The organism is Leptotrichia hongkongensis (assembly GCF_041538065.1).
GTDB classification, from domain to species: Bacteria; Fusobacteriota; Fusobacteriia; order Fusobacteriales; family Leptotrichiaceae; genus Leptotrichia; species Leptotrichia hongkongensis.
Genome location: NZ_JBGORW010000009.1, coordinates 70,334 through 94,329, shown reverse-complemented (window position 1 = coordinate 94,329; position 23,996 = coordinate 70,334). Strand labels below are relative to the sequence as shown.

18 protein-coding genes are annotated in these 23,996 nt (G+C 29.5%); 1 reads left to right on the top strand and 17 read right to left on the bottom strand.

Annotated features, from left to right (window positions below; genetic code table 11):
* Positions 1 to 321 precede the first annotated feature (321 nt).
* From ACEG17_RS07995 to ACEG17_RS07975, 5 genes are all read right to left on the bottom strand, one after another.
* Positions 322 to 777 (bottom strand): putative hemolysin, encoded by a 456-nt coding sequence (locus tag ACEG17_RS07995; RefSeq protein WP_372583289.1) that lies wholly within the window; start codon positions 775 to 777, stop codon positions 322 to 324.
* A gap of 395 nt (positions 778 to 1,172) precedes the next feature.
* The gene (locus tag ACEG17_RS07990; protein WP_372583288.1) at positions 1,173 to 3,719 is read right to left on the bottom strand and encodes a TrlF family AAA-like ATPase; all 2,547 of its coding nucleotides are present in this window, start codon (positions 3,717 to 3,719) and stop codon (positions 1,173 to 1,175) included.
* A 44-nt stretch (positions 3,720 to 3,763) separates the two neighbouring features.
* Complete coding sequence (gene guaA, locus ACEG17_RS07985) at positions 3,764 to 5,308, bottom strand: glutamine-hydrolyzing GMP synthase (protein WP_372583287.1); 1,545 nt, start codon at positions 5,306 to 5,308, stop codon at positions 3,764 to 3,766.
* A 120-nt stretch (positions 5,309 to 5,428) separates the two neighbouring features.
* Complete coding sequence (gene nrdG / locus ACEG17_RS07980; RefSeq protein WP_299570764.1) at positions 5,429 to 5,959, bottom strand: anaerobic ribonucleoside-triphosphate reductase activating protein; 531 nt, start codon at positions 5,957 to 5,959, stop codon at positions 5,429 to 5,431.
* A gap of 23 nt (positions 5,960 to 5,982) precedes the next feature.
* On the bottom strand, positions 5,983 to 8,175 hold the full coding sequence (locus ACEG17_RS07975) for an anaerobic ribonucleoside triphosphate reductase (protein ID WP_372583286.1): 2,193 nt from the start codon (positions 8,173 to 8,175) through the stop codon (positions 5,983 to 5,985).
* Between the two features lie 518 nt (positions 8,176 to 8,693).
* On the opposite strand from ACEG17_RS07975, the gene ACEG17_RS07970 reads away from it, so the two are divergent.
* Positions 8,694 to 8,831 carry a hypothetical protein gene (locus tag ACEG17_RS07970; protein WP_372583285.1) on the top strand — a complete coding sequence of 46 codons (138 nt, stop codon included), beginning with the start codon at positions 8,694 to 8,696 and terminating at the stop codon, positions 8,829 to 8,831.
* 306 nt (positions 8,832 to 9,137) lie between these two features.
* On the opposite strand, the gene ACEG17_RS07965 is transcribed toward ACEG17_RS07970, so the two are convergent.
* The 12 genes from ACEG17_RS07965 to ACEG17_RS07910 all read right to left on the bottom strand — a co-directional run bounded on the left by ACEG17_RS07965 (position 9,138) and on the right by ACEG17_RS07910 (position 23,544).
* A complete protein-coding gene (locus ACEG17_RS07965) occupies positions 9,138 to 10,232 on the bottom strand; it encodes a metal ABC transporter permease (protein WP_372583284.1) in 1,095 nt (364 codons plus the stop codon).
* Positions 10,233 to 10,235: 3 nt separating this feature from the next.
* Positions 10,236 to 11,192 carry a metal ABC transporter permease gene (locus ACEG17_RS07960; RefSeq protein WP_372583283.1) on the bottom strand — a complete coding sequence of 319 codons (957 nt, stop codon included), beginning with the start codon at positions 11,190 to 11,192 and terminating at the stop codon, positions 10,236 to 10,238.
* A 3-nt stretch (positions 11,193 to 11,195) separates the two neighbouring features.
* A complete protein-coding gene (locus ACEG17_RS07955; protein ID WP_372583282.1) occupies positions 11,196 to 11,954 on the bottom strand; it encodes a metal ABC transporter ATP-binding protein in 759 nt (252 codons plus the stop codon).
* Between the two features lie 308 nt (positions 11,955 to 12,262).
* Complete coding sequence (locus tag ACEG17_RS07950) at positions 12,263 to 13,198, bottom strand: metal ABC transporter solute-binding protein, Zn/Mn family (RefSeq protein ID WP_372583281.1); 936 nt, start codon at positions 13,196 to 13,198, stop codon at positions 12,263 to 12,265.
* On the bottom strand, positions 13,191 to 13,865 hold the full coding sequence (locus ACEG17_RS07945) for a metal-dependent transcriptional regulator (protein WP_372583280.1): 675 nt from the start codon (positions 13,863 to 13,865) through the stop codon (positions 13,191 to 13,193). Before ACEG17_RS07945 ends, ACEG17_RS07950 begins: the two co-directional genes overlap by 8 nt.
* A gap of 441 nt (positions 13,866 to 14,306) precedes the next feature.
* The gene (locus ACEG17_RS07940; protein ID WP_372583279.1) at positions 14,307 to 14,885 is read right to left on the bottom strand and encodes a biotin transporter BioY; all 579 of its coding nucleotides are present in this window, start codon (positions 14,883 to 14,885) and stop codon (positions 14,307 to 14,309) included.
* A 376-nt stretch (positions 14,886 to 15,261) separates the two neighbouring features.
* Positions 15,262 to 18,186, bottom strand: a complete 2,925-nt coding sequence (locus ACEG17_RS07935; protein ID WP_372583278.1) for an autotransporter domain-containing protein — start codon at positions 18,184 to 18,186, stop codon at positions 15,262 to 15,264.
* Positions 18,187 to 18,336: 150 nt separating this feature from the next.
* Complete coding sequence (locus ACEG17_RS07930; RefSeq protein ID WP_372583325.1) at positions 18,337 to 18,984, bottom strand: N-glycosylase/DNA lyase; 648 nt, start codon at positions 18,982 to 18,984, stop codon at positions 18,337 to 18,339.
* Between the two features lie 86 nt (positions 18,985 to 19,070).
* Positions 19,071 to 19,946, bottom strand: coding sequence for an alpha/beta hydrolase fold domain-containing protein (locus ACEG17_RS07925; RefSeq protein WP_372583277.1), 876 nt, complete (start codon positions 19,944 to 19,946; stop codon positions 19,071 to 19,073).
* Positions 19,947 to 20,141: 195 nt separating this feature from the next.
* Positions 20,142 to 20,912 carry a LamB/YcsF family protein gene (locus ACEG17_RS07920; RefSeq protein WP_372583276.1) on the bottom strand — a complete coding sequence of 257 codons (771 nt, stop codon included), beginning with the start codon at positions 20,910 to 20,912 and terminating at the stop codon, positions 20,142 to 20,144.
* 32 nt (positions 20,913 to 20,944) lie between these two features.
* A complete protein-coding gene (accC, locus tag ACEG17_RS07915; protein WP_372583275.1) occupies positions 20,945 to 22,288 on the bottom strand; it encodes an acetyl-CoA carboxylase biotin carboxylase subunit in 1,344 nt (447 codons plus the stop codon).
* A 674-nt stretch (positions 22,289 to 22,962) separates the two neighbouring features.
* On the bottom strand, positions 22,963 to 23,544 hold the full coding sequence (locus ACEG17_RS07910) for a helix-hairpin-helix domain-containing protein (RefSeq protein WP_372583274.1): 582 nt from the start codon (positions 23,542 to 23,544) through the stop codon (positions 22,963 to 22,965).
* Positions 23,545 to 23,996 lie beyond the last annotated feature (452 nt).

Sequence of the window (23,996 nt, the reverse complement as noted above, 5' to 3'; positions counted from 1 at the left end):
TTAAAAAATAAAAATTATATTTCAATCATTTAAAAATATTAGTTTTATATACTTTATTAAAAAAGTTTGTAATTAAGTCAGTTATTTAAATGGGGAATAGTATCAGTATAATATTTCAAATTAGAATTACTATTATAGTAAAACTTTAAAACCAAACTCAAAAGCTATGACTATTTTACTCAAACCTTAAATTTATATAATTTTAGCAGTTTAATTTAAAATAGGTTTGAGTATATTTTCAGATTTTAAACTTTTTGATAATAAAAAATGACAAATCAATAAATTTGTCATCTTTAAATAGTATTATGGAGTTTAAAATCATTAGTTATTTTGTCTGTAATAATCCCATTCATCAATTTGTGTACCATTTTTAAATTTACATACACCTTTTTCGTTACCTCTTTTATCTTTAACTGTAATAGATTTACCACCTTTGTCAACACAGAATTTTGCAGCTGGATTTGGAGTTCCTATCATTTCTGCTTCAAGACTTTGTGGAGTATTGTTTTGTTTATAAAATTCCCATTCTTCAATAGATGTACCGTCTTTTAATTGACAAACACCATATTCTCCTTTGCTTCCTTTTACAATAACAGACTTACCACCTTGTTTTTCACAGTAAACAGATGCTGGATTTCCTGTTTTTGTAGATGGAGCAATTTGTGTTGAAGAAGTATTGTCTTTCTTTTTCTTTTTAAACATCTTAAAATTTGCTGCCATTCCAGTAATTGAGATAACTAGCATAGATGTAATCATAATTACTTTCAAATTTTTCATTTTTATTTTCTCCTTTTTATTATTATCAATTAATTTATAACATAAAAAAGTTTGTTTCTTTTATATTTATTATTATTTTTTACTTAAAAGGATAAATTTGGAGGTTTTATAATGTATTTTTGATATACTGCATGAATTTTTTTATTCTACAAGAAAATCAGATTCAAACTATCCTAGTTTTTCATATTATTCAAATGAAGAGAATGTAATATTACGGTACAATAAACTGTGTTATATATAATGAAACTGAGGTTAGAGATAAAGGTTATGAAATTTTTTCTAGCTATGTTTCTGGTTTTTAATTTTTCTTATGGAATTAACATGAGATAGTAAACAGTATAATAAAATAAAAACATAATCTAACAAACTGGGAATTTGGATTTAAATTAGGAAAGTTACATTTTGTATTTATTTTTCAATGAATTATTAACATTATATTTTTGTTCTCTTTTAACAAATGCTTCTGTTCCACCTTCTAAAATATCGAATATATGCTCTCTAATTCCTTGTGATTCTAAAATATATTCGCATTTTTCATCTTTCGGTTTTGTATTTTCTAATGAACCATTGACATATTGAAATTTAACAGAATCTCTATTTTTTTCTTTTTCATTGTGTTGATTTGCAATAATTATATTTTCAGCATCAGCTCCAACTACTACATTAGCATTATGTGTAACAATAATAACTTGTCTTTGTTTTTTAGTTTTTAGAATATAATTTCTTAATTCATGATAAATTGCTCTGTTATCTAAACTATCTTCAGGTTGATCGATTAACACAGGTTTTTTATTATCACTAAATTCTAATAATAATTTTAAAATTACAAATGATTTTTTACCTTGAGACATATTCTTGAACTCATCTTTTTGGTAAGTGATGATATAATCATATGTGAACCAATTAGAAGAAAAAATATCATTAATGAAATCTTTAAGAGTTTTGTTTCTATTAAATACTAGATCATTATTATTAAAAATTTCTAATAATTCTTTTTTCATCCCTTCATTGTTGTTATTAATCATAATATTTTTGAATTTTTCAACAAAGTCATTGCTATTTTTATTACGAGCATTTAAATAGTCTATTTTTTTTGAAAAGTCAGTTAGTACAGGATTTATTTTTATTGATAGTTCATTTTCATTGATATTAAAAGTTTTTTCTAATAAACTAATTTCATCTTTATATTTAATAAATTCTTTTACAATATTTATAGAATAATGTTTTATTTGCTCTTTTAGATTCATAATTTTTTGTTCATAGTTTTCTATTACATTTAATTTTTGTTTTTCTAGTGAAAGTTTTGTTTCTAATTCACTTAATTCTGTATTTTTATCTTTTAGTTCATTTCCTTTAATGTATATTTCAGATGCTTCTACAGTATTAATATTATTTTTTAAATTTGTTATGTTATGATTAACTTCATTTATAACCTCATTTATAGAATGTTCCCATTCATTATTTAATTGACTTACGATAGCGGATAATTTTGTGTTTAATAATTGTTTATTTTCATCACTAATATTCTCTAGATTGATATTGACAGTAAGAGGTTTATCTCTTAATATTAATAAGTTTTTACTTTCAGATTCATTTTTTTGTAAATCCTCTTGCAAATTAGCAAGTTCCAGACATTTTTCTTGATACAAGTTATTTTCTTTTTCATCAAATTGACTATTCAATCGTATTAAGTTAATTTTTTTATTTAGTTCCTCTATACTTTTAGTTATACCTTCTCTGTCTCCTTCTGGTTTAGATATTTCATTTATTAAATCTATTTTAGAAAAATATTCATTTAAATATCTGTTTATGTTTTCTCGGACTTCATTAACATTCTCTTTGTATTTATCCTCTTCTTTAGTCATATCTTTTTCTTTAATTATTTTATGAAGTAAATTATTCAAATCTTTAGTGTTTTTTGAAATATTAATCATAAATTCTTGAGGAATAAATTCTACTTCTCTTGCTGCATCTAATTGTCCATCACGCCATATAACTTTAACATTTGGTAATGTGTAATGATCTTCTTTTGAATTTGGATTATTTTGATATTTAGCAATAGAATTTAATAGAGTGGATTTTCCTGTACTCCTTCCGCCTATAATTGTATTTAATCCACTATTAAAAAATATCTTTTTATTATCATCATATTCTAAATAATCGATTAATAGATAATCTAACTTATCATTTGGATTACTTTTTCCATATTTTATTCTTTCGTCTGGTTCGTAGATGATTTGTTTTAAACCTTCAAATGTTAAATCAGATTTAATCCATAAACATTTATTATTATCATAACATCGTGGATCATGATTGTCAGAAGAAATAATCAAAGGACGCCTGCCAATTTTAGGAAAAACATGATTTTTATAACCCTCCAGATCTTTGACTTTTCCCATTTCAAATATATCAACAGTTTTTGAATATTCTATTTTGATAGCTTGATTATGTTCTAATTTATTTGTTATTCTTTCATCAATGCCATTAGATTTATGTCCAGCATGAATAGATATAAGTCCATTTCGTTCTTGAGCAAATTTAACAATATCATTATAGTCCCAGTAAATAGTAGTCTCACTATCGTTTGCTTTTGAAGTATTTCTTTTAAAATATTCAAAATCTTTAGACAATGTATCTATATCAGTTTCATTTGAAAATATTAGAATTATATGAATATTTGTATCTCCTTTATCAGTTCTAAGTTCTACTCCTGGAAAAAATTTAATTTTAGTTTTTTTCTCTTCTGCTATCCGCTTTAAATTCTCTATTCTATTTTTATCTATAACAAAATGATCTGTTATTACAACACCTTCTATGTTATTTTCTGTTAATTTATCTATTAAAATTTCGTCTGAATCACCTGCTTTATATTTATAATCATAAGAGCTTGCTGTATGTAAATGTAAATCCCATTTTCTCCATTCTGAGCCTCTATTTGACATATTATCCTCCTAATTTTTGTATAGGTTATTAAAAAAAATGATTATTACTCCCATTCAATAGTTCCCGGCGGTTTAGAAGAAATATCATACACGATTCTATTAATACCGTTTACTTTGTTTATAATTTTATTTGACACTTCTTCCAAGAATTCGTAAGGAAGTTTTGACCAAGTAGCAGTCATGAAGTCGATGGTATTTACTGAACGAATAGCTGCTACGTATTCATAAGTTCTTTGGTCGCCCATAACTCCGACAGTTTTTACAGGTAATAATGTTACGAATGCCTGATCTACTTTGTCGTAAAGTCCTTTTTCTATTAGTTCTGTGATAAAGATATCGTCGGCTTCTTGAAGGATTTTTACTTTGTCAGGAGTTACTTCTCCGATAACTCTGATTCCAAGTCCTGGACCTGGGAATGGATGTCTTTTTATAATTGTGTCAGGCAGTCCAAGTTCATGTCCTACTTTTCGTACTTCGTCTTTAAATAGTTCTTTTAAAGGTTCAAGTAATTCAAATTGCAAGTCTTCTGGCAATCCTCCTACGTTATGGTGAGATTTTATTGTGTGCGAAGGGCCTTTTATGGATTGTGATTCGATTACATCAGGATAGATTGTACCTTGTGCTAGGAATTTTGCACCTTCCTGTCCTTTAAGTTTTCTAATTTCTTCGTTAAAGACTTCGATAAATTCGTTTCCAATGATTTTTCTCTTGGCTTCAGGTTCATCTACGCCTTTTAATTTGTTTAAAAATCTGTCTTTTGCATCAACGAAAACAATGTTTAAGTCAAAGTGTTTTTTGTAATATTCAAGAACTTTTTTTCCTTCATCTTTTCTTAGAAGACCAGTATCTACAAACATACAAGTAAGCTGGTGTCCGATTGCGTTGTTAATCAGAACTGCGGCAACTGATGAATCTACTCCACCAGAAAGGGCAAGCAGTACGTGTTCATCTCCGACAGTTTCCTTGATGGATTTTGTTTTTTCAGTAATAAAACTTGAAATTTTCCAGTTTTTTTCGCATTTACAGATGTTAAATACAAAATTTTCTAAAATTTGTGTTCCACATTCAGAATGGACTACTTCTGGGTGGAATTGAAGTGCATAAATTCCGTTGTTGTTTGTAATTGCGGCGATTGATGAATCTGTTTTTGCGATAATTTCAAAGCCTGTTGGCAATTCTGTGATGTGATCGTTGTGGCTCATCCAGATGTTAGAAGATTTTTTTACTCCTGTAAACAAAGGATTGTCGTTATTTTCTACTTCTAATACAGCTTTCCCAAACTCTCTTGAATCTGCTTTTTCAACTTTTCCGCCGTTTAAGTGTGTGATTAGTTGCATTCCATAGCAAATTCCCAAAATAGGAAGATTTAAGTTAAATACTTCAGGATTTACAGTTGGAGCACCTTTTTCATAAACTGAAGCAGGACCTCCTGAAAAGATGATACCTTTTAGCTTTTCTTCTCCATTTTTTATTTTTTCAATATCAATTAAAGGCACAATTTCACAATAAACTTCCATCTCTCTAATTCTTCTGGCAATTAATTGGCTGTATTGTGAACCAAAATCGATGATAATAATTTTTTCTTTCACTTTTCACCTCTATTTATTAAAATTTTTTATAAAACATAATTTTATACAAGTATTTTAGCATTATTTTTGAGTTTTTTCTATATGTTTTTGGTATAAAATGAAATTTTTATTTTTTAAGATTTAAATAAAGAATTCTTCTTTATTAATAATTCTCTGATTACTGCTTCCTCTAAATTTTATATTTGGGTCATAAAGTTCTTTTACAAATCGTCCGTCGACTAGTACATCTACATATTTAAGACATTTTTTACGTAATTCATCTTCACGTAACTGTTCGATTGTATAGCCAGTGTAAAGCCATATATTTTTTCCTGTCTTTGCCTTTAAAAATTTTAGCACTTTTAACATATCTGTGGGATTAAAAAGAGGATCGCCGCCACTTATTGTAATTCCATCAAGCAAGGTGTTCTCATTTATTTCCTTAGCAATTTCTTCTAGTTTTTCATATGTGAGTATATTTCCATGATTGGGATTCCATGAATATTCGTTGTGGCAGCCAGGACAGGCGTGTGAGCAACCTGCAAAATAAAGTGAATAACGAAGACCGATACCATCAACAATGGTTTCCTTATAAGTCATTAAAAGCCTTAATGTAAAATCATTTTTTAGATTTTCTGAATTTTTTTCTTTTATTTCTTGTTCTTCATTCACTTTAAATTACCTCACTTATTGCATTATTTTATGCCGTGTTTTACTCTATCCTGCTCTTCAGCCTGTTTTGCACTGTTCCAGCTGTCCAAGTCTCCTGTCAAATAACCTGTTATTCTTCTAATTCTAGAAATATTGTGACTTCCGCAAATTGGACATTTATCATAAATTATCGCTTCTGTTCCACAATCTCTACATCTGTCAACAGGGTGGTTTATTGAACCGTAGCCAATTCCCGTATCTTTCATTACTTTTACAATTTTTAGCATAACACCTATATTTTTACGAGCTTCTCCATCCAGTTCCACATAAGTGATGTGCCCTCCTCTTGTTAGTTTATGAAACGGCGCTTCTTTTCTAATTTTGTCAAAAAGACTGATTTCTTTTTTTACGTCAATATGGAATGAATTTACGTAATAATCTCTGTCTGTAACATTTTTAATTACTCCGAACTCATTTCTGTCAATACGCAAAAATCTTCCTGTCAGACTTTCAGCTGGAGTTGCCAGAATCGAATAGTTTAAATGATATTTATCTCTAAATTCATCTGCGACTGTGCCCATTTTCTCAATTGTGTCATAAAGCACTTTATAGGCAACTTCGCTTGTTCCATGTTCTACATCAAATAAGGCGTACATTGCATTTGATCCACCAACAAATCCTATCGAAAGTGAACCTGAATTTATGGCTTCTCCTACTTCTTCATTTCCATCCTTTACTCCAAGCCCTTTCCACAAATTATTGCTTCTCATAAATGGAAATTGCTTTGCAAGAGCAGTTTTTTGGAAATTGTAACGTTCATAAAGCTGTTTTCCAGCTAGATATGTTGTTTCTAGGACTTTTTTCTGAAATTCTTCTGTTAGAAGTTCGATTTTTTTATTATTTTTTTCTTCTTCGTTTAAAAATTTACCAGCTTTTTCCATTTTTAAAATTTCATTTTCTACTTTTTTTCTTGTCAATATTGCAATTCTAGGGAAATTAATGCTTGTAAATGATAGATTTCCACGTCCAAGACTACTTTTTTCACCATTCACATTCTCAAATACTCGTGTACGGCAGCCCATTGTAGCAATTTCGTATTTATATTTTTTCGGATCATCCATTTTCCATTTTTCGTGTCTGTTAAATTCTGAATCTAGAAAAACAAAATTTGGAAATAGTCTTCTGCTTGAAGTTTCACAGGATAGCAGTAGTAAATCAAAATTTGGTGTTTCAAAAATATTTTTTTTGTTTTTTGAATTATTTTCATAAGAAATTTTTTGTTTTTTAACAGTTTCTAAAATTCCATCAAAATCGTTTCTAGCTAGATTGTAGTCATTTTCAGAATAATTAAGACCTTCTTTTACTTTAAAGATTTGTATTGGGAAAATTGGTGTTTCATGTTTACCAAGCCCGCTTGATGTTGCTTTTAGAAGTTCACGGATAACCATTCTTCCTTCTTCTGAAGTATCTGTTCCATAATTTATTGAAGAAAAAACAACTTGATTTCCGCCACGTGAGTGCATCGTGTTCAGATTGTGCAAAAATCCTTCCATTGCTTGATAAGTTTCAGTTTCAGTATCTTGATAGGATTCTGTCAAAAGTTTAATTAAATCATCTTTTTTTATTTCAAAAAAATTTTCCATTAATTTTATTACATTTTCGCTACACTTTATTGAAGAAATATTTTCTTTTAGAAAATTTTTTATATTTTCTTCCTGATCCTTAGTAACTTCAATTCCATTTTTTATTTTTAGAAAACTTAAAATTCGTTTTTTTAGATGCCTTCTAAATGATTTTAAGACTCCTTTTGCCATATAAAAGTCAAATGCTGGGATAGCCTGTCCGCCGTGCTGTTCATTCTGATTTGTTTGAAAAATAATGGTTGCAAGCGTGGCGTAAGTAGAAATGCTCTGTGCTTCACGAATATATCCGTGCTTTGTATAAAATCCGTTTTCAAACATATTTTCAAGGTCATACTGCAGGCAAGTTGTAGTCTTGCTGGAATAAAAGTCTAAATCATGAATATGGATAAGTCCTTTTTCATGGGCTTCCTTGAATTGTGGTGAAATCAAATTTTCCAAAGCGTAAATTTTAGAAACTTCGCTTGCAAATTTCATCATTTGCCCAGCTGGTGTCATTGCCGACATATTGGCATTTTCATTATTCGTATCATTAGATTCGACATTTACTATTCCTGCTATTATATTTTTTAAATTCTCTGTTAATTGTGCTTGCATTTCCGTTCCTCCCTATTTTTTCTAACAAATTAAAGTAAAATATTTTAGAATTGAACAAAAGGTTTGATTTTTTCACATAAATTGCAATATTAATTGTGGTATTTTTCAAAATTTATTTAAAAACTTAAATTTCCTGAATTTAGTTTTTTAGATTCAATTTTAAAATTTTTTTCTTATTTTTCTAAATCCCAATTAACCTTCCCTATGAATTATAATAAGTCTTATTTAAAACACAAAACACTATATATAGTTTTTATAACATAATGATAACACAATATTTTGTGTTTTTCAAGTTTCATAAAAAAAATATATAATTCCATAATTAGTTATTTTTTAAAAATTTTTTCTTTTTAATTCCCATTTTTTGCATTAAAAAAATTTATTTAATTTTTTTGAATCATATATATTATAAATTTTTTTATTAAGGATATAAATCTAATATTTTCAAATAATTTAAAATATAATTTTCCTTTTTTAAACAGAATCTGGCATGAACTAATCCATCGGAATATTTTTCTGTGCTGGCAAAACTGTTTGAGCATAGCGAGTTTTTTTTCAGTGCAGAAAAATGTCGTAGACTAGCCATAGGTTATTGCGTAGCAATCTTGCCAAACTGGGATAAATATTTACTGCAAGATAAGGATTTGCGGCAATGAGCAATCCTACGAAAATAAAAAAGAAAAAACATAGTAATATGAAAAAATATTTATTAATTAAAATATCTAAAGAATAATTTAGTTGAATAATTATAAATTAGTTATCAAATAACCTTATTATAAAAAATTATTCCTATTTTTAAATGAAGTTTAGTATAATATAAAATTTTATAAAAAAAAGACTGATTTCTTTATTTTGCAGAAACCAATCTTTAAAATATTGCAGTGATTATAGTTTGAAATAAGAGTAGAAGATATTGTATTTATAGTCAATTTAATATTTTTGAATAAGTTGACTACATATGACTACATATTTAGTAAATATTTTTCTCCTTTTTCAGAAAGTTTATAAACTCTGCTATCAACATAAATATATTTTTCCTTTTTAGCTTTTTCAATAACTTTATTCAAGAAGACTTTATTCCAACGTAAGTGATTATCAATGGTGTCAATTCCACATTCATCTTTTTCCTGTTTTGTGTTAGTATGATTGGATAGATGAATCAGAAGTATTCTTACAGAAAAAGTTATTTTTTGACTTTTTTTACGTCTTATTGTGAAAATTAGCCCTTTTTTAGGCGAGAAAATCAAGGTCATTAGAAAAATGATACCTATCATTACTGCAATGCTTCCAGCAATTGAAATATCAAAGAATCGTGCAAAATGGAATCCTATAATACTTGCAACTGCTCCTAAAAGAATACTTAACCCTATCATTACTTTTAGCTTGTCAGTCAATAGATATGCTGTAATTGGAGGTCCTATCATAAATGCAACTACCAGTATTGAACCTACTGCCTCAAATGAGGATACTGCTGTCATTGATACAAGCGACATAAGAATATAGTGAATTAATATTGGCTTCATTCCAAGTGTTATTGCAAGAGCCTTATCAAATACCGAAATTTTTAATTCCTTGAAAAAAATAACAATAAAAGATAAATTTATTAAAAATACGATAAAAGTTGCAATTAGCCCTTTAGCAACACTGAAACCAAATATCTGTACCCGATTAAATGGCGCAAATGCCAGTTCTCCCAGCAATACTGAATCCAAATCCAAATGCACATTTCCAGCATATTTTGAAATTAAAATTACAGCGATACTGAATAACAGCGGAAAAACTACTCCAATTGCTGAATCCTCTTTGACAAGCCTTGTCGAATTAAGAAGTTCCACAAGGTAAACTGTTAAAACTCCAACTATTCCCGCACCAACAATTAACAAAGGGGAGTTCAAATCATGAACTGCAAAAAATGCAATTACAATTCCAAGTAAGATAGTGTGCGTAATCGCATCTGAAACCATTGCCATACTTTTTAAAACCAGGAATGTTCCTAAAATAGAGCAGGCACTTGCCACCATTATTGCGATAAGCTGTATTTCCAACGAAAAACCCATAATTTATTTTCCCCCTTCCAAATTATTTATTTTTAAACTATTTAATTCAGTTTTTTTATTTTCAAGTTTTTCTCTAAATTCTTTTTTTCTTTTCTGATTTCTTATAATTTTAAATACAATCCCTCTTTTGTTTGAGAAAAGAATGCTAATAACTACGATTATACTTATAATTATAACGATAACAGGTCCAGTTGGCAAATTGCTTTCACTTATACTTATCAAAGTTCCAAGCAGACCTGATATTCCTCCAAAAAATGCTGCTAAAATTACCATAATTGAAAGTTTATCTGTCCATTGCCGTGCTGCAACTGCTGGAGAAATAAGCATTGCACTTATTAATATTACTCCTGCCGCCTGAATACCTATTATTACAGTAGTTACAATCAATATGGAAATTAATATTTCGATTTTCTTGCTTGGAAACCCTAATGTTTTGGCAAAATCAGAGTCAAATGAAACAATTTTAAATTCCTTCCAGAAAAGAATAATTATAATTAAAAGAATAATCCCTGTAATCAGAATAATATTTACATCTCTTTTAATAAATGTTGACGCTTGTCCGAAAATAAATTTATTTAATCCTGATTTATTTGCACCTGGCAATTTATTCAGATAAGAAAGTAAAACTAACCCTAACCCAAAAAATACCGATAAAATCAATGCCAAAGCACTATCAAATTTTATTTTTGTATAATTTTGAATCAGTTGAATTAAACCAATACATACAATTCCTGTTATTAAAGCACCCAGCAGTAAAACTTCTGTATTTTTCACATTTGTAAATAAAAAGGCTAAACAAACTCCAGGAAGTGAAGCATGAGAAACTGCATCTCCCAATAAACTTTGCTTTCGTAAAACGGCAAAACATCCAAGTATTCCAGAAACCATTCCAAGTAAAGAACATCCAAGTGCAACTGTTCTAAAGGTATGGTCAGTTATAAGAAGATTTAACATATTCATTTATTAACCCTCCTTTACACTATTTTGAACTGTTTTTTTACTTTTATATGTTTTTTCGATGTTTTCTGGAGTAAAAATTTCTTCTACAGGTCCGGAAGCTACAACAGAAACATTTATAAATGTTACATAGTCAAAATAATCCTTTACGGTCTGTAAATCGTGGTGAACAACAATTACTGTCTTTTTTTCATCACGTAATTTTTTTAGAATATTTATAATAGATTTTTCGGTTTTGCTGTCAACTCCTTGAAATGGTTCATCCATAAAGTATATTTCTGCATCCTGTACCAATGCCCGTGCTAGAAATACCCTTTGCTGCTGTCCACCAGATAACTGGCTTATCTGTCTATCTGAAAACTCATCCATTTCCACTTTATGAATAGCTTCCTTAGTCTTTTCCTTATCAATTTTTCTAACTTTCTTTAACCATCCAACTTTTCCGTAACGTCCCATTTCCACAACATCAAACACAGTAGTAGGAAAATCCCAGTCAACACTACCTCTTTGAGGCACATACGCTATTTTATCACGTACTTTGCTGTATTTTTCGTCATAAAACCTAACCTCCCCAGTAATAGGCTTTATCAAATCAAGCATAGCCTTAATCAATGTAGATTTTCCCGCTCCATTTGGTCCAACAATAGCCATAAGAATACCTTTTTTTATCCCCAGTTCAATATCCCATAAAACAGGTTTATCCTCGTAGGCTATTGTCAAATCCTCAACTTTTATAATAACATCATCAGAAATATTTGTATTCATTTTTTCTCCTAAATTCTATTTATATTAATTTTTTAACGCAGAGGTATCAGACGCCATACCTCTGCACTCCCGCTTACGCAAAACTTTCTTATAAAGAAAAAAGAAAACTTGCTTTTGAATATAGGTTATTTTTATATCAAATAAATTAATTTTATTTAAAATGTTTTTCAAAAGCTCAAACAGTTCTTTTTTCTTTAACGAAATTTTGCTTAATATTTATTTTTATTAAATTAATTATTGTAATTAAATCAAAAATATCTTGATTTTTGAAAATAAAAATTATGGTCTGAGAAAAGCGAGTTTAATTTTTATTTTAAAGCATTTACGATGGTATCGGCGTTTGCCTTAACTGTTTTAATATAAGTTTCAGAGTTGTGTGTTTTGTCTCCTAATGAGTCTGAATACAATTCTCCACCTATTTTAACTTCTTTTCCTTTAGATTTTACAGCTTCCTGTAGAGCTTCGATACTTTTTTTTGGAACAGAAGATTCTACAAATATTGCTTTTATATTTCTTTGAACAATGAAGTTGGCTAAGTCGCTTATGTTTTTTGTACCAGTTTCAGAATCTGTAGAAACACCTTGTATTGCTTTTACTTCTAGTCCAAATTGTTCTCCAAAGTAGTTAAATGCATCGTGAGCTGTTACAAGGACTCTGCTTTTTTCAGGAATTTCCTTGATTCTTGTTTTTACATAAGTTGTAAGTTCATTTAGTTCAGCTTTATATTTTTTTAAGTTTTCTTTGTAGTAGTCGCTATTTTTAGGGTCAAATTTACTTAATTCAGCTTCTACAGCTTCAGCTTCTTTTTCCCATAGTTCAGTATTAAACCATACATGCGGGTCAGGAGTATTTTGGTCAACTAGATGAATTTTACTTTTATCCAGTTTGTCCCCAACATTTAATATATTTTTGTTTTGAGAAGTTAATTTTTCGAAAATTTCTGTCATTTTACCTTCCAGATGTAATCCACCATACACTATAATATCTGCATTTCCAAGTTTTTCAATATCTCCTGCACTGGCACTATATAAATGTGGATCTACTCCTTCTCCCATAAGACCTGTAACTTCAACTTTATCTCCACCGATTGTTCTTACAAGGTCAGTAAGCATTGTAGTAGTAGTAGTAACTTTTATTTTTTTTCCTGATGAGGATCCATTTTTTCCACAGGATACAAGTAACATCATTACTACACATATTGCAATTAATAAATTTAATTTTTTAAGAATATTGTTTTTACTCATAGTCAATCTCCTCCAAGTCTTTATTTTTTTTATAAACTTCAATCATTGTTGCTGCATTAAAAGCTACTATTTTTTTATTATTTTCTTTACTTTTTAAATATATTGGACCATCAAAGGGATCTTTTTTTTCAACAATATACTGTTCTTTTAAATTTATATTTAAATCCCGCAGATAGTCGTATAATTCAATATTATCCTCTACACTCAGTATAACAATTTCATCATCTTCTTCAGCCTCTGACAATTTTATGACATTTCCTTCATCAAAGTCTTTCAAATCATAAAAAATTGGACTTCCATGCGGGCATTCTTTTGGATAAAATAAAAACTTTTCAAGTTTTTGAAGGAGTTTGTTACTTGTAACGTGTTCTAAAATCTCAGCCTCTTTATGAACATCTTCCTTATCATATCCCAGTTTTTCAAATAGAAAAACTTCCCAAACTCTATGTTTACGAATAATATCTAATGCAAAATTACTTCCTTTTTCAGTAAGCTTCACTTTCTTTTTTTCAATAGTTAAATATCCTTCATTTACTAGCTTTTTTATCATTTCGCTAACTGATGCTGGAGATATATTTAAATATTCTGCAAGGTTTTTGTTGGAGTATTCTTTTTTCTTTTTCAAAGTGTATATCCCTTTTAAATAATCTTCAATACTTTTACTCATCTCAACTCCTTTCTTTCTTTCTTAGATATGCCTAATTATAAAATTAGGCAAACCTAACAATGTTATATTACCACCAAATATTTAAATTGTCAATACCAATTAATAAAACTTTTAAAGAATTAGTAAGATTGATTTAAAAATCATAATTATTATACTAAAAATACTTTTAAAATCTGGTAAATAAAAAAATGCACTTTATAATACAGATTTAACTGATGTTAAAGTGCACTTAACTGAATGAAAGATAAAGAAGATATAGAAGACCAAGTAAAAAAATTACTCAGTTTTATATATAACTTCCTAAATCAATTTCAAATTTAATTTTTTCTCCATTTTTATTGTACAACATTTTTTTAGAATTATAGCGTGATTTTAGTTACATAAAAAAAATTCCCATCTAGATTTTTCATAAAAATGGGAATTTATAATATTTAAATTTTATTATTTATCATTTTTAGGAACAAATTTCCATAATGTAGGAACAAGCAATGTTACAGCAGTTGATTTTAATGCATCTCCTGGAAGGAAAGGCAATACACCTATCATAAGTACATTTTTATTAGTTACGAATAATGATAGCACTAATGCACCTAATGTCAAAATAATCGTACTGGAAAGCATTAATGAAAGAATTGTTTTTACATAAGATTTTGTAACTCCCTTGTCAGCTAAGTATCCTAAAATAATTGTAGAAACAATATATCCTAAAAGATATCCTCCTGTTGGTGAAAATAAAGATCCTGCCTTGGCACCAGCAAAAATTGGAGCGCCTAGACTACCTGCCGCAACATAGGAAAGTATAGTAGCAGTTCCTAATTTTCTACCATATAGTAATGCCATTAATGTAACTCCAAATGTTCCAAGTGTAATTGGTACAGGAGTATAAGGTAACGGAATCATAACTTGAGCCATTAAACTTAGAAATGCTACTCCTCCTAATACTAAAAGAATATTTTTTAAAATTTCTTTTTCTTTTGTTTCAATTTTAATGATATTGTTAATCAAAGCATTCTGTTTCATAATTAAAACCTCCATTTTTTTCATTTATAATATTGTAACACTTGTTATACCAAAAGTCAACAAAGTCATTTTTATAATTTTATACTAAACTTTATTTTAATAACAAGTTTATTACAAACTTTTTTATAAAGGATATAAACCTAATATTTTCAATTAATTCTAAGATATGGTTTTCATTTTTTTAACAGGATTTAGCATAAAATAAAAAATTGAATAATTGTGAATTAACTATTGAATATCACTATTAAAAAATTTATTCTTATTTTATAAATGGAAGTTCGTGTTAAAAAATCTAAGTAAACAAGAAAAGCTGTAACTCAAATTTTATGTTACAGCCCTTCCTATCTTAGAAGTAATTATTTATGACAAAATCATATTAGAAGTTAAATCTAAGACCAGTAGTAAAGACATTGTTATTTCCTTTACCTTTTCCACTGTCAATAGAACCGTCATAGTTCACATACCATCCAAATCCGGAATTTACTTCTGTCAATGCTCCAACTCCTGCCCAGGTCTTGTTCTTAGAGAGTCCAATACCTTTTACCTTGAAAGTTGCTCCAGGCAGTCCAGTATATCTTGCGTCAAAGCTCAAGTCCTGCTCATTGAATGCTCTCTGATGCGTTACATAACCTTGGAATGTAGTCTTGCTTCCATTGTTCCAGTTTACAGATTTCCCAACTCTAAGTCCAAGTAATGCTGCTGTCTGGTTGTAGTTTTTCTTGTCCGCAGTCAGTCCGAACTGGCTCTTCTCTTCAGAGAATGAACCTCTTACAACTGTATCATGAGTTAATCCTACAAATGGTGTTACAACGAAATCTCCACTACTATTTTTAATATCATATCCTGTTTCTAAATATCCAGAATAAACTTTGTCATTATGATTAATTTTTGCTCTTGTAAAATCATTATTGCTTAAAATAATGTCTCTTTCAACATCACTGTCAACAAATCCGATACCAAGACGGCCTTGAAGGTAGAACGGAACATCCTTGTTTCCTAATCTTCCATATAATGAAACTCCAAAGTTGTTAGCATCAGATTTTCCACCATATCTGTCAAATTTAACATCAGCTTTTGAATAGGAAAGTGCAGTACCTAAGATAAGGTTTTCACCAAACTGCTTGTCCACTCCAACTTGTCCACCAGCAACTTTAGTATCTCCCTTACCATATCCATCCTGTTTTAACGTACCATTGGCACCAAAACCAGAAATCCATAGTCCAAATTTATCCCCAACATTATCAAGAGTTCCAAGCATAACTAATCTGTTTGATAAATCCTTGTTTACAGTTTGTGAATGTTGGAATGTAAGTGCTTGTGCAGAAGCGTAAATTTGTCCAGACAGACTGTCTAGGACTGCAGCCCTGTTAGAAGAAGTAAGAGCTTGTAGAGTGGCAGCTTTTCTTTCAAATTGAGCTACATTTCCAGCAGTTCCGTTTTCAATGCTTTGATCTAGGTTTTGGAAAGCAGTTTCCAAGTTTTGAGCAGTATTTTTCTGCATTTCGTCAGATTCTGCTATTTTTTCTACATACTCTAATACATTTTTTCTGCTTACTTCTGCTGAAACAGTATTTTCATTTTGATTGATTTTAGCATTTAGCATATCATCAGTATTTACATTTTCAAAGTTTCCATCAATTTTGTTATCTGACGTAATTACATTTTGTGTAGTCCCATTAGCTGTTACGTATTTTCTTTCACCATTTTCTTCTGGCTTAATTTCAAGTCTTGAATTGTTTAAATTAACTTTTCCTTTTACATGAATATTAGAATTTAAATCTGATACAACTCTTGAATTTTCCAAAGCCTCATAATTTCCAGTAATTTGTGTTGAACCAGAGTTTTCTAGAGTTCCATTATTTGTAATATCATTTTTTATTACAGCATTATTTGTGGAAAGAGTAGCTTGCCTTCTTACACTAATAGAGGAAGAATAAACACCGTTTACTTGCAATCTTCCCGCATTTACTGTCGTAGGTCCTGTAAATGTAGAGTGTCCAGATAAGATCAAATCTCCATTTCCATCTTTAATTACACCAGCGTCTCCTGAAATATTATTTGAAAAAGTATAACTTCCATTAGGAATATTAATATTTACAGTATCTCCAAGTGCAAGGCTTTTATCAAATAATGCAGGTCCTTTAAGTGCTTTATCAATGTTTAAAAGTCCCCATCCATAAACTTCATCAACCCCAGTTGCTCCTATGTCTGTCGCAGTTGATAAGATTGTTTGACGAATTAGGCTAGCATCCATCCAAGGATATTTTTCTTTAAGCAATGCCGCAGTTCCTGTTACAAGTGGCGCTGCAAAAGAAGAACCTCCACCAACATAATTTTGTCCTTTTATTGTAAATGTTTGATCTCCAACCGCAGTTACAGTCCAGTTCTTAGCAACTCCTGCTGGCGAAAGGGGAGTCAAGTTATTCCAGCTGGTGTCTCCCAATTTTGATTCGACTTTTGAAGTTAAAGCAACAACATTTATCCATCCTTTTTGAAGGCTATTTTCAAAATATGGCAATCCTCCTTCAAGAGTAGGTTGTTTATCAGATGAGTCGTTTCCTGCAGCCCATACAAATAATGAACCATTATTTACTTCGTTTTTATAGAAGTTAAGGATATCATTTCCTATTTGATAACCATAATAACGGCTTGACGTTGGAATGCTGTTAAAATCTGTCACAACTCCATCAATTCCAAAAGATTGGTTATAAATAGTAACACCATGATTTTTTAGTTGTTGGTACATATCTAATGTTACATGAGGGTATGTTCTTTTGTTTGCTTCATGTTTTGCTGCATCAATTGCATAAACGCTGGCACCTTTAGCAATTCCATTAGAAGCGCCTGCTGCAAGATCAGCGACAACTATTCCGTGATCATCATTTGCGGTAGCTTGTGATGTGAATCCTGGAACTGTAAGTTTTGTTAAACGGCTTCCAAATTTTTGTGTAAGATCAGCTGAAAAAGTTGAGTTTTCAAATCCTACGTCAATAATTCCTACTTTAACATTCGAACCTGTAAGTGCAGTATTTGAATTGTTATGTGGGTTATCTTTGTTATATGATAGAGTTGTATCATTCCATGTTAACCCAGATGCTGTTGTTGTTACAGTTGGTTTATTTGTTACAGGTGCTGGGGTAGTAGGCTGTGTAGCAGGAGTGGTTGGTGTAGTTGGTGTTGCAGCTGATGTTGAACCTCCGCCACCACCACCTCCGCCGCAGCTAACTAGCAAAGCAGCTATTCCGATAAGGATTGACCTTTTTTTTATATCATTTTTTAATTGCTTTAAATTAGAAGTCATAAAAAACACTCTCCTTTCAATACTTTAATATTGTTTTTTGAATCTTAATTTATAAATTTATTTTTTAAAGTTAAATTATGTGTAATTTGACATTTATAATAATTTTCCAATGATATTTTATCATATTTTGAAAAAGAATTCACTATAAAATTATTTAAAAATTTCGCCAACTTCCTTGTACCATAAAACCAAGTCCAGCTCATCCATTTTTATTTTAGAAAATTCTGAATATTCCTGCATTTTTTCTTCAATTTCATAGTATTTTTTTTCTGTTATTGTTTTAGGAATTTCACTAATTACATTAAGTGATTTAAGATTTCTTAGAATGTGTCTATCTAAAATGGCAATATTTTCTCCAAATCCAAGATTTCGCAATACGTGATTTGCCTCTTTTAATCCCATTCCCTTAATATTTTTCAAAATCCATTTTCTTTTTTCAAGAGTATCACCAATTTCTGATAATATTTTTTTTGGCTGCAATTTTCCATCTCTTGTCATTAAATCCCGTAATTCCACCAAGTATCGTGATTTATTATTCTTAAATCTGACAATATTTAGAAATTCTACTATTTCTTCAGGCTTTCCGTTGTAAAGCAGTCCATTTTCTACTAAAGTTGTAATGGCTTGCCAAGCATTTTTTGCTTTTGACTGAGGTGTCAGAATACAAAATGCCATTTCCGCAAATACTTCTTTTTCTGTACCTTTCCAAGCCTTTTTATAGCCTTCTATAGCTTTTTCGATACCTTTTTTTATTTCTTTATAAATTTTAAGAATTTCTTCGTGTTTATCCTTATCAATTCTTTTGCTAATTTCATTGCTTTCTATATTCTTTTTTTGTTTTTTTTCAGACATAATTAAAATTCCTCGTTTTATTATTTATTATTTTATTTCAGAAAAAAATTTCCAATTTCATCAATAGTTTCTTCTGATTCCTTGAGAGGTGCCAAAATCCAGTCATGGCACAAATTTTCCCCAATTTTTATTTCTACACTTGTTCCGATTGCAACTTCCATCAAATCACTTAATTTTAAGCAATCAGGATATAATATTTCATTTGTTCCGAAAATTAGAAAAATTTCTCCAAGATTATCCATATTTCCATAAATTGGTGAAATCATAGGATTTTTCACATCCAGTTCTCCTGCAAACTGTTTTCCTGTTATAATAAGTCCATTCAGCGGCAAGAGAGGATCTTTTTCAGCAAATTCGGGTATTTCTTCATTTGTCATTGAAACATCTACCCAAGGTGACATTAACGCAGTTTTCTTTGGAAATGGCAAATCTTTCTTATTTTTCAATATTTGTAAAAATGCAAGTGCCAAGCCACCGCCAGAAGAATCACCAAATAAGTAAAATTCATCATCTTTATAGTTATTAGTTATATGTCTGTAGGCATCCATTAATACTCTATGAGCTTTGTCAGCAGTATTTTCTGGAGCAAGTGGATAGTCAATGAATGTAACTTTTAAATGAAATTTCTTTACTAATTTTTCAATAATATTTTTGTGAGCTTTGACAGCACGCATTACATAAGCTCCACCGTGTAGAAAAACAACGTGTCTGTTATAGCTTTCTTCTGAAAAAACTGTCAAAACTTGATATTCATCAATAAACTGTTCGTCAATAATAAGCGATTTGTCAAAATTTTTTTTATTCAAAAAATCTGTATCTCTCCTTGGATTTAAAAAATCTTTTTCCTTATATTTTTTCATATTCACCAATTTTGCGATTGGCACTGCAATATCTGATAGTAAACTCATTTTTTAATTTTATTTTTTAAGAAAAATAATAAAACTCCTTTCTTATTTTTTAGATTTGCTTAATTCAATCAATTAACAAACTTCAAATTTATAGTAAAACTGCTTTAAAACTAAACTCAAAAGGCTATGACTATTTTACTCAAACCCTAAATCTATATAATTTTTAGTAGTTTAATTTTAAATAGGTTTAGTATATTATATAATTTCTGATAATTTTTGAATTATAATCCCTTCATTTTCTAATTTTTCACGTATTTTTTTTACAAAAAGCAAAGCTTTTTCACCATCGCCGTGAACACAAATGGAATCAGCCTTTATCGGTATTTCTTTTCCTGTTATTGAAGTTACTTTTTGTTCTGTTATCATTTTTATTACACGTTTTATTGCTTCGTTTTCATCGTGAATCATTGCCCCTTCCTTTGAACGTGCCACAAGGCTTCCATCTTCTTCATAAGCCCTGTCTGCAAAAACTTCGCTGGCATATTTTAAACCTAAGTCTTTTGCAGCTTTTAAAGTTTCGCTTCCCGAAAGTCCAAGAATTATGAGAGAACTGTCAAAATCAGCAATAGCCTCACAAATAGCCTTTGACAGATTATAGTCTTTTGCAGCCATATTATACAAAGCTCCATGAGGCTTTACGTGTTGCAGCTTTACACCTTCACTTTTACAAAAAGCTCCTAAAGCTCCTAATTGATACAGCACATAGGCTTTCGCTTCGTCTATTGAAATTTTCATCTCACGTCGTCCAAATCCCATTAAGTCCAGAAATCCAGGGTGAGCTCCTATTCCAATGTTATTTTTTTTAGCAGTTTCTATCGTTTTTTTCATAACGACAGGATCTCCTGCGTGAAATCCGCAAGCTACATTAGCACTGGAAATAAGAGGAATAATTTTATCATCTCCTCCAATTTTATAATTACCGAAACTTTCTCCCAAATCACAGTTCAAATCCACTTTAAAAGCCATATTTTACCTCTTTTCATTTTTTATTTAAATTTTTAATAAAGCAATACATTTTCAATAAAACTTGTAGTTGCTTTCCCTTGACAGAAAACCTCGTTTCTCATAATTTGATATTGAAAATCTAAGTTCGTTTCTACACCTAAAATAACAGTTTCATTTAGTGCTGAACGCATTTTTTGAAGTGCCATTTCACGAGTTGGAGCGTGAACTATAATTTTGGCAATCATTGAATCATATTCAGTTGGTATTGTATAGCCTGTGTAAATGGCAGTATCAACTCTTATTCCATTACCATCTGGTAAATGTATGTTTGTTATTTTTCCTGGACTTGGCATAAAGTTTTTTTCAGGAATTTCTGCATTTATACGACATTCTATTGCATGTCCTCGCAATTGTATATCTTCCTGTGCAAAACTTAATTTTTCATTCATTGCCACTCTAATCTGTTCAATGATTAAATCTGTTCCTGTCACCATTTCAGTAACTCCGTGTTCTACTTGAATTCGGGTATTCATTTCCATAAAATAATATGAGCCATCCGCACCCATTATAAATTCTATCGTTCCAGCGTTTGTATAATTTACTGCTTTTGCTGCCAGAATAGCATATTTATTTAGTGCTTCCCGAATTTCTGGGGAAATTGCAGGAGATGGCGATTCTTCTACTAATTTTTGATGGTTTCTCTGAACGGAACAGTCTCTTTCCCCAAGAGCCACTACATTTCCAAAATTATCAGCAATTACTTGAATTTCTATATGTCTTGGATCTTCTATAAATTTTTCAATGTACATAGTATCATCACCAAACGCATTTATAGATTCCCGCTGAGCCACATTAAATAAAAATTCAAAACCATTCCTATCCTTTACAACACGCATCCCTTTTCCGCCACCACCAGAAGAAGCCTTTACCATAACAGGGTAGCCGATGTTTTCCGCAGCTTTCATTCCAGATTCTACATCGTAAATAGGTTCTTTTGTTCCTGGTACAACTGGGACTCCAGCATCCATCATTGTTTTTCTAGCCTGAGATTTATTTCCCATTCTGTCAATAACTTTGGCTGTTGGACCAATAAAGTTTATTCCATTTTCCTCGCACATTTTTACAAACTCTGAATTTTCCGACAAAAAGCCGTATCCAGGATGAATCGCATCTGCTCCCACATTCAAGGCAGCCGTAATGATACTTTCCTTATTCAAATAACTATTTCTTGCAGGACCTTCTCCAATGCAAATACTTTGATCAGCCAATTTTATATGAAGACTATCCTTATCTTCCTTTGAGTAAATTGCAACACTCAAAATCCCCATATTTCTACAAGCTCTAATAATTCTAACCGCAATTTCCCCACGATTTGCAATCAATACTTTTTTTATCATAAATATATCCCCTTTCTTTCTTTTTTTTATATTTTTTTATTTTGTTTATATCTAAGTTTATTTAAGCAGGGAGATCAGACGCCATCTCCTCTGTTTCGCAATAACAGTTATTTTAGTATAATTAACGAATTAACACTTAATAATGTTTGCGAAAGTTCTACGAACTACTCACGCTTTACGCAAAATTTTCTTATAAAAAATAAAACTCGCTTTTGAATAAAGATTATTTTGATACAATTAACCAAACACAATTTCGATTTTATACCAAAATTTCAAACAGTTATTTTTCCTTTAACGAAATTTTACTTGTTATTTGAATTAATTAAACTAACATTATAATTAATCTAAAATTGTCGTGATTTTTTTGGAATGAAAACGATTGTTTGAGCGAAGTTTTACGTAGCGAGTTTCGTTTTTATTTCAAAAAAATTCTTAGACAAGCCGGGTTTGCAAAGGGGATGGCGTTTGTTCTCCTTTGCTTTATAAAAAAGAAAAAATATAAAAAAGTAGAAAAAATATTTATTAATAAAAATAGCTCTTATCAATTTTAATTAAAAATTATTAATCTGGATAATTAAGGATAAATTTGACAATTTAATAAAATAATAAAATAAAAGTAGTAATAAATTAGATTATTTAAGCAGCAGATTTTTTTAATTTAATACATTATATTTTTATTCAATAAATTTTATTTTATCTTCAATTTCTGCATAACGCTTTTTTCCAATAATCTTTTCTAAATCGACATTCGATCTTATGCTATTTTTTTCAATTTCAGGAAGTAATTTTTTTATTTCTTTACTTGTAAATCCTATTTTTTTTAATTCTTTTTCATTTAATTTGTTAATGTTGTATTTTGTAATTTCACGTCCATAATTTTTGGTTGAATCCTGAATTTTTTCATTATCCACGAACAAAAATTTTTGTGCGATTTCCAATCCAGATTTTCCAAATCCTGAAATATTTTTTACTTCATTAACATCTTTAATAATACCAACTTCATCCCTATATTTTACAAATTTTTCAGCCTTATTTTTATTAATTCCCAATTTTAGCAAATCCTTGTATTCAACATTATTAATGTCAAATTTCACATTACTTTTTGTCAAATCAGCATCTTTTTTAGCCTTTTCCTTTTTATAATCTTTTTCCTTACTAATTTCAATTTCAGGAATATTTTTGTCCTCGATTAAAAGTCTTAAAAAATTTCCCGCAATTAACAGCATTACAAAAATAATGACATATTTTATTTTCATAAATAATCCCCCTTTTGATTATATTATACTTGAAATTTCCCCCAAATCTGCCACTTAAATAAAATAACTTATATTTTATGACAAATTATACCATATTGATTTGTTATTTGATAGATAAAAAAATTAAAATTTGGATTTTATTATTTTGTAATCATTAAAGAAAATTTTTGCTTATTTAATTAAGTTATTTTATAAATCACTTATTTTCTAGATTATTTTAATTAATTATTATTTTTTTATTTATAATTCTAAATCTTTTTTGACGTAAGGGCATCAGACGCCATGCCCTTACAACCCCGCTTTACGCAAAACTTTCTTATATAAGAAAAATAGAACTCGCTTTTGAATATAAATAATTTTAATTCAAACAATCTTATCTAATTTAAAATTTGTTCCAAAAGCTCAAACAGCTATTTTTCTTCTAACGAAATTTTGCTTGGAATTTATTTTAA

What these genes read in the sequence shown, in the direction of transcription:
- ACEG17_RS07940 (WP_372583279.1), bottom strand. Translation starts at nt 14,885, where the DNA reads ATGAAACAGAATGCTTTGATTAACAATATCATTAAAATTGAAACAAAA.
- ACEG17_RS07975 (WP_372583286.1), bottom strand. Translation starts at nt 8,175, where the DNA reads ATGCAAGCACAATTAACAGAGAATTTAAAAAATATAATAGCAGGAATA.
- ACEG17_RS07910 (WP_372583274.1), bottom strand. Translation starts at nt 23,544, where the DNA reads ATGAAAATAAAATATGTCATTATTTTTGTAATGCTGTTAATTGCGGGA.
- ACEG17_RS07955 (WP_372583282.1), bottom strand. Translation starts at nt 11,954, where the DNA reads ATGAATACAAATATTTCTGATGATGTTATTATAAAAGTTGAGGATTTG.
- ACEG17_RS07935 (WP_372583278.1), bottom strand. Translation starts at nt 18,186, where the DNA reads ATGACTTCTAATTTAAAGCAATTAAAAAATGATATAAAAAAAAGGTCA.
- ACEG17_RS07945 (WP_372583280.1), bottom strand. Translation starts at nt 13,865, where the DNA reads ATGAGTAAAAGTATTGAAGATTATTTAAAAGGGATATACACTTTGAAA.
- ACEG17_RS07965 (WP_372583284.1), bottom strand. Translation starts at nt 10,232, where the DNA reads ATGGGTTTTTCGTTGGAAATACAGCTTATCGCAATAATGGTGGCAAGT.
- ACEG17_RS07950 (WP_372583281.1), bottom strand. Translation starts at nt 13,198, where the DNA reads ATGAGTAAAAACAATATTCTTAAAAAATTAAATTTATTAATTGCAATA.
- accC (WP_372583275.1), bottom strand. Translation starts at nt 22,288, where the DNA reads ATGATAAAAAAAGTATTGATTGCAAATCGTGGGGAAATTGCGGTTAGA.
- ACEG17_RS07960 (WP_372583283.1), bottom strand. Translation starts at nt 11,192, where the DNA reads ATGAATATGTTAAATCTTCTTATAACTGACCATACCTTTAGAACAGTT.
- ACEG17_RS07995 (WP_372583289.1), bottom strand. Translation starts at nt 777, where the DNA reads ATGAAAAATTTGAAAGTAATTATGATTACATCTATGCTAGTTATCTCA.
- ACEG17_RS07920 (WP_372583276.1), bottom strand. Translation starts at nt 20,912, where the DNA reads ATGGCTTTTAAAGTGGATTTGAACTGTGATTTGGGAGAAAGTTTCGGT.
- ACEG17_RS07990 (WP_372583288.1), bottom strand. Translation starts at nt 3,719, where the DNA reads ATGTCAAATAGAGGCTCAGAATGGAGAAAATGGGATTTACATTTACAT.
- ACEG17_RS07925 (WP_372583277.1), bottom strand. Translation starts at nt 19,946, where the DNA reads ATGAGTTTACTATCAGATATTGCAGTGCCAATCGCAAAATTGGTGAAT.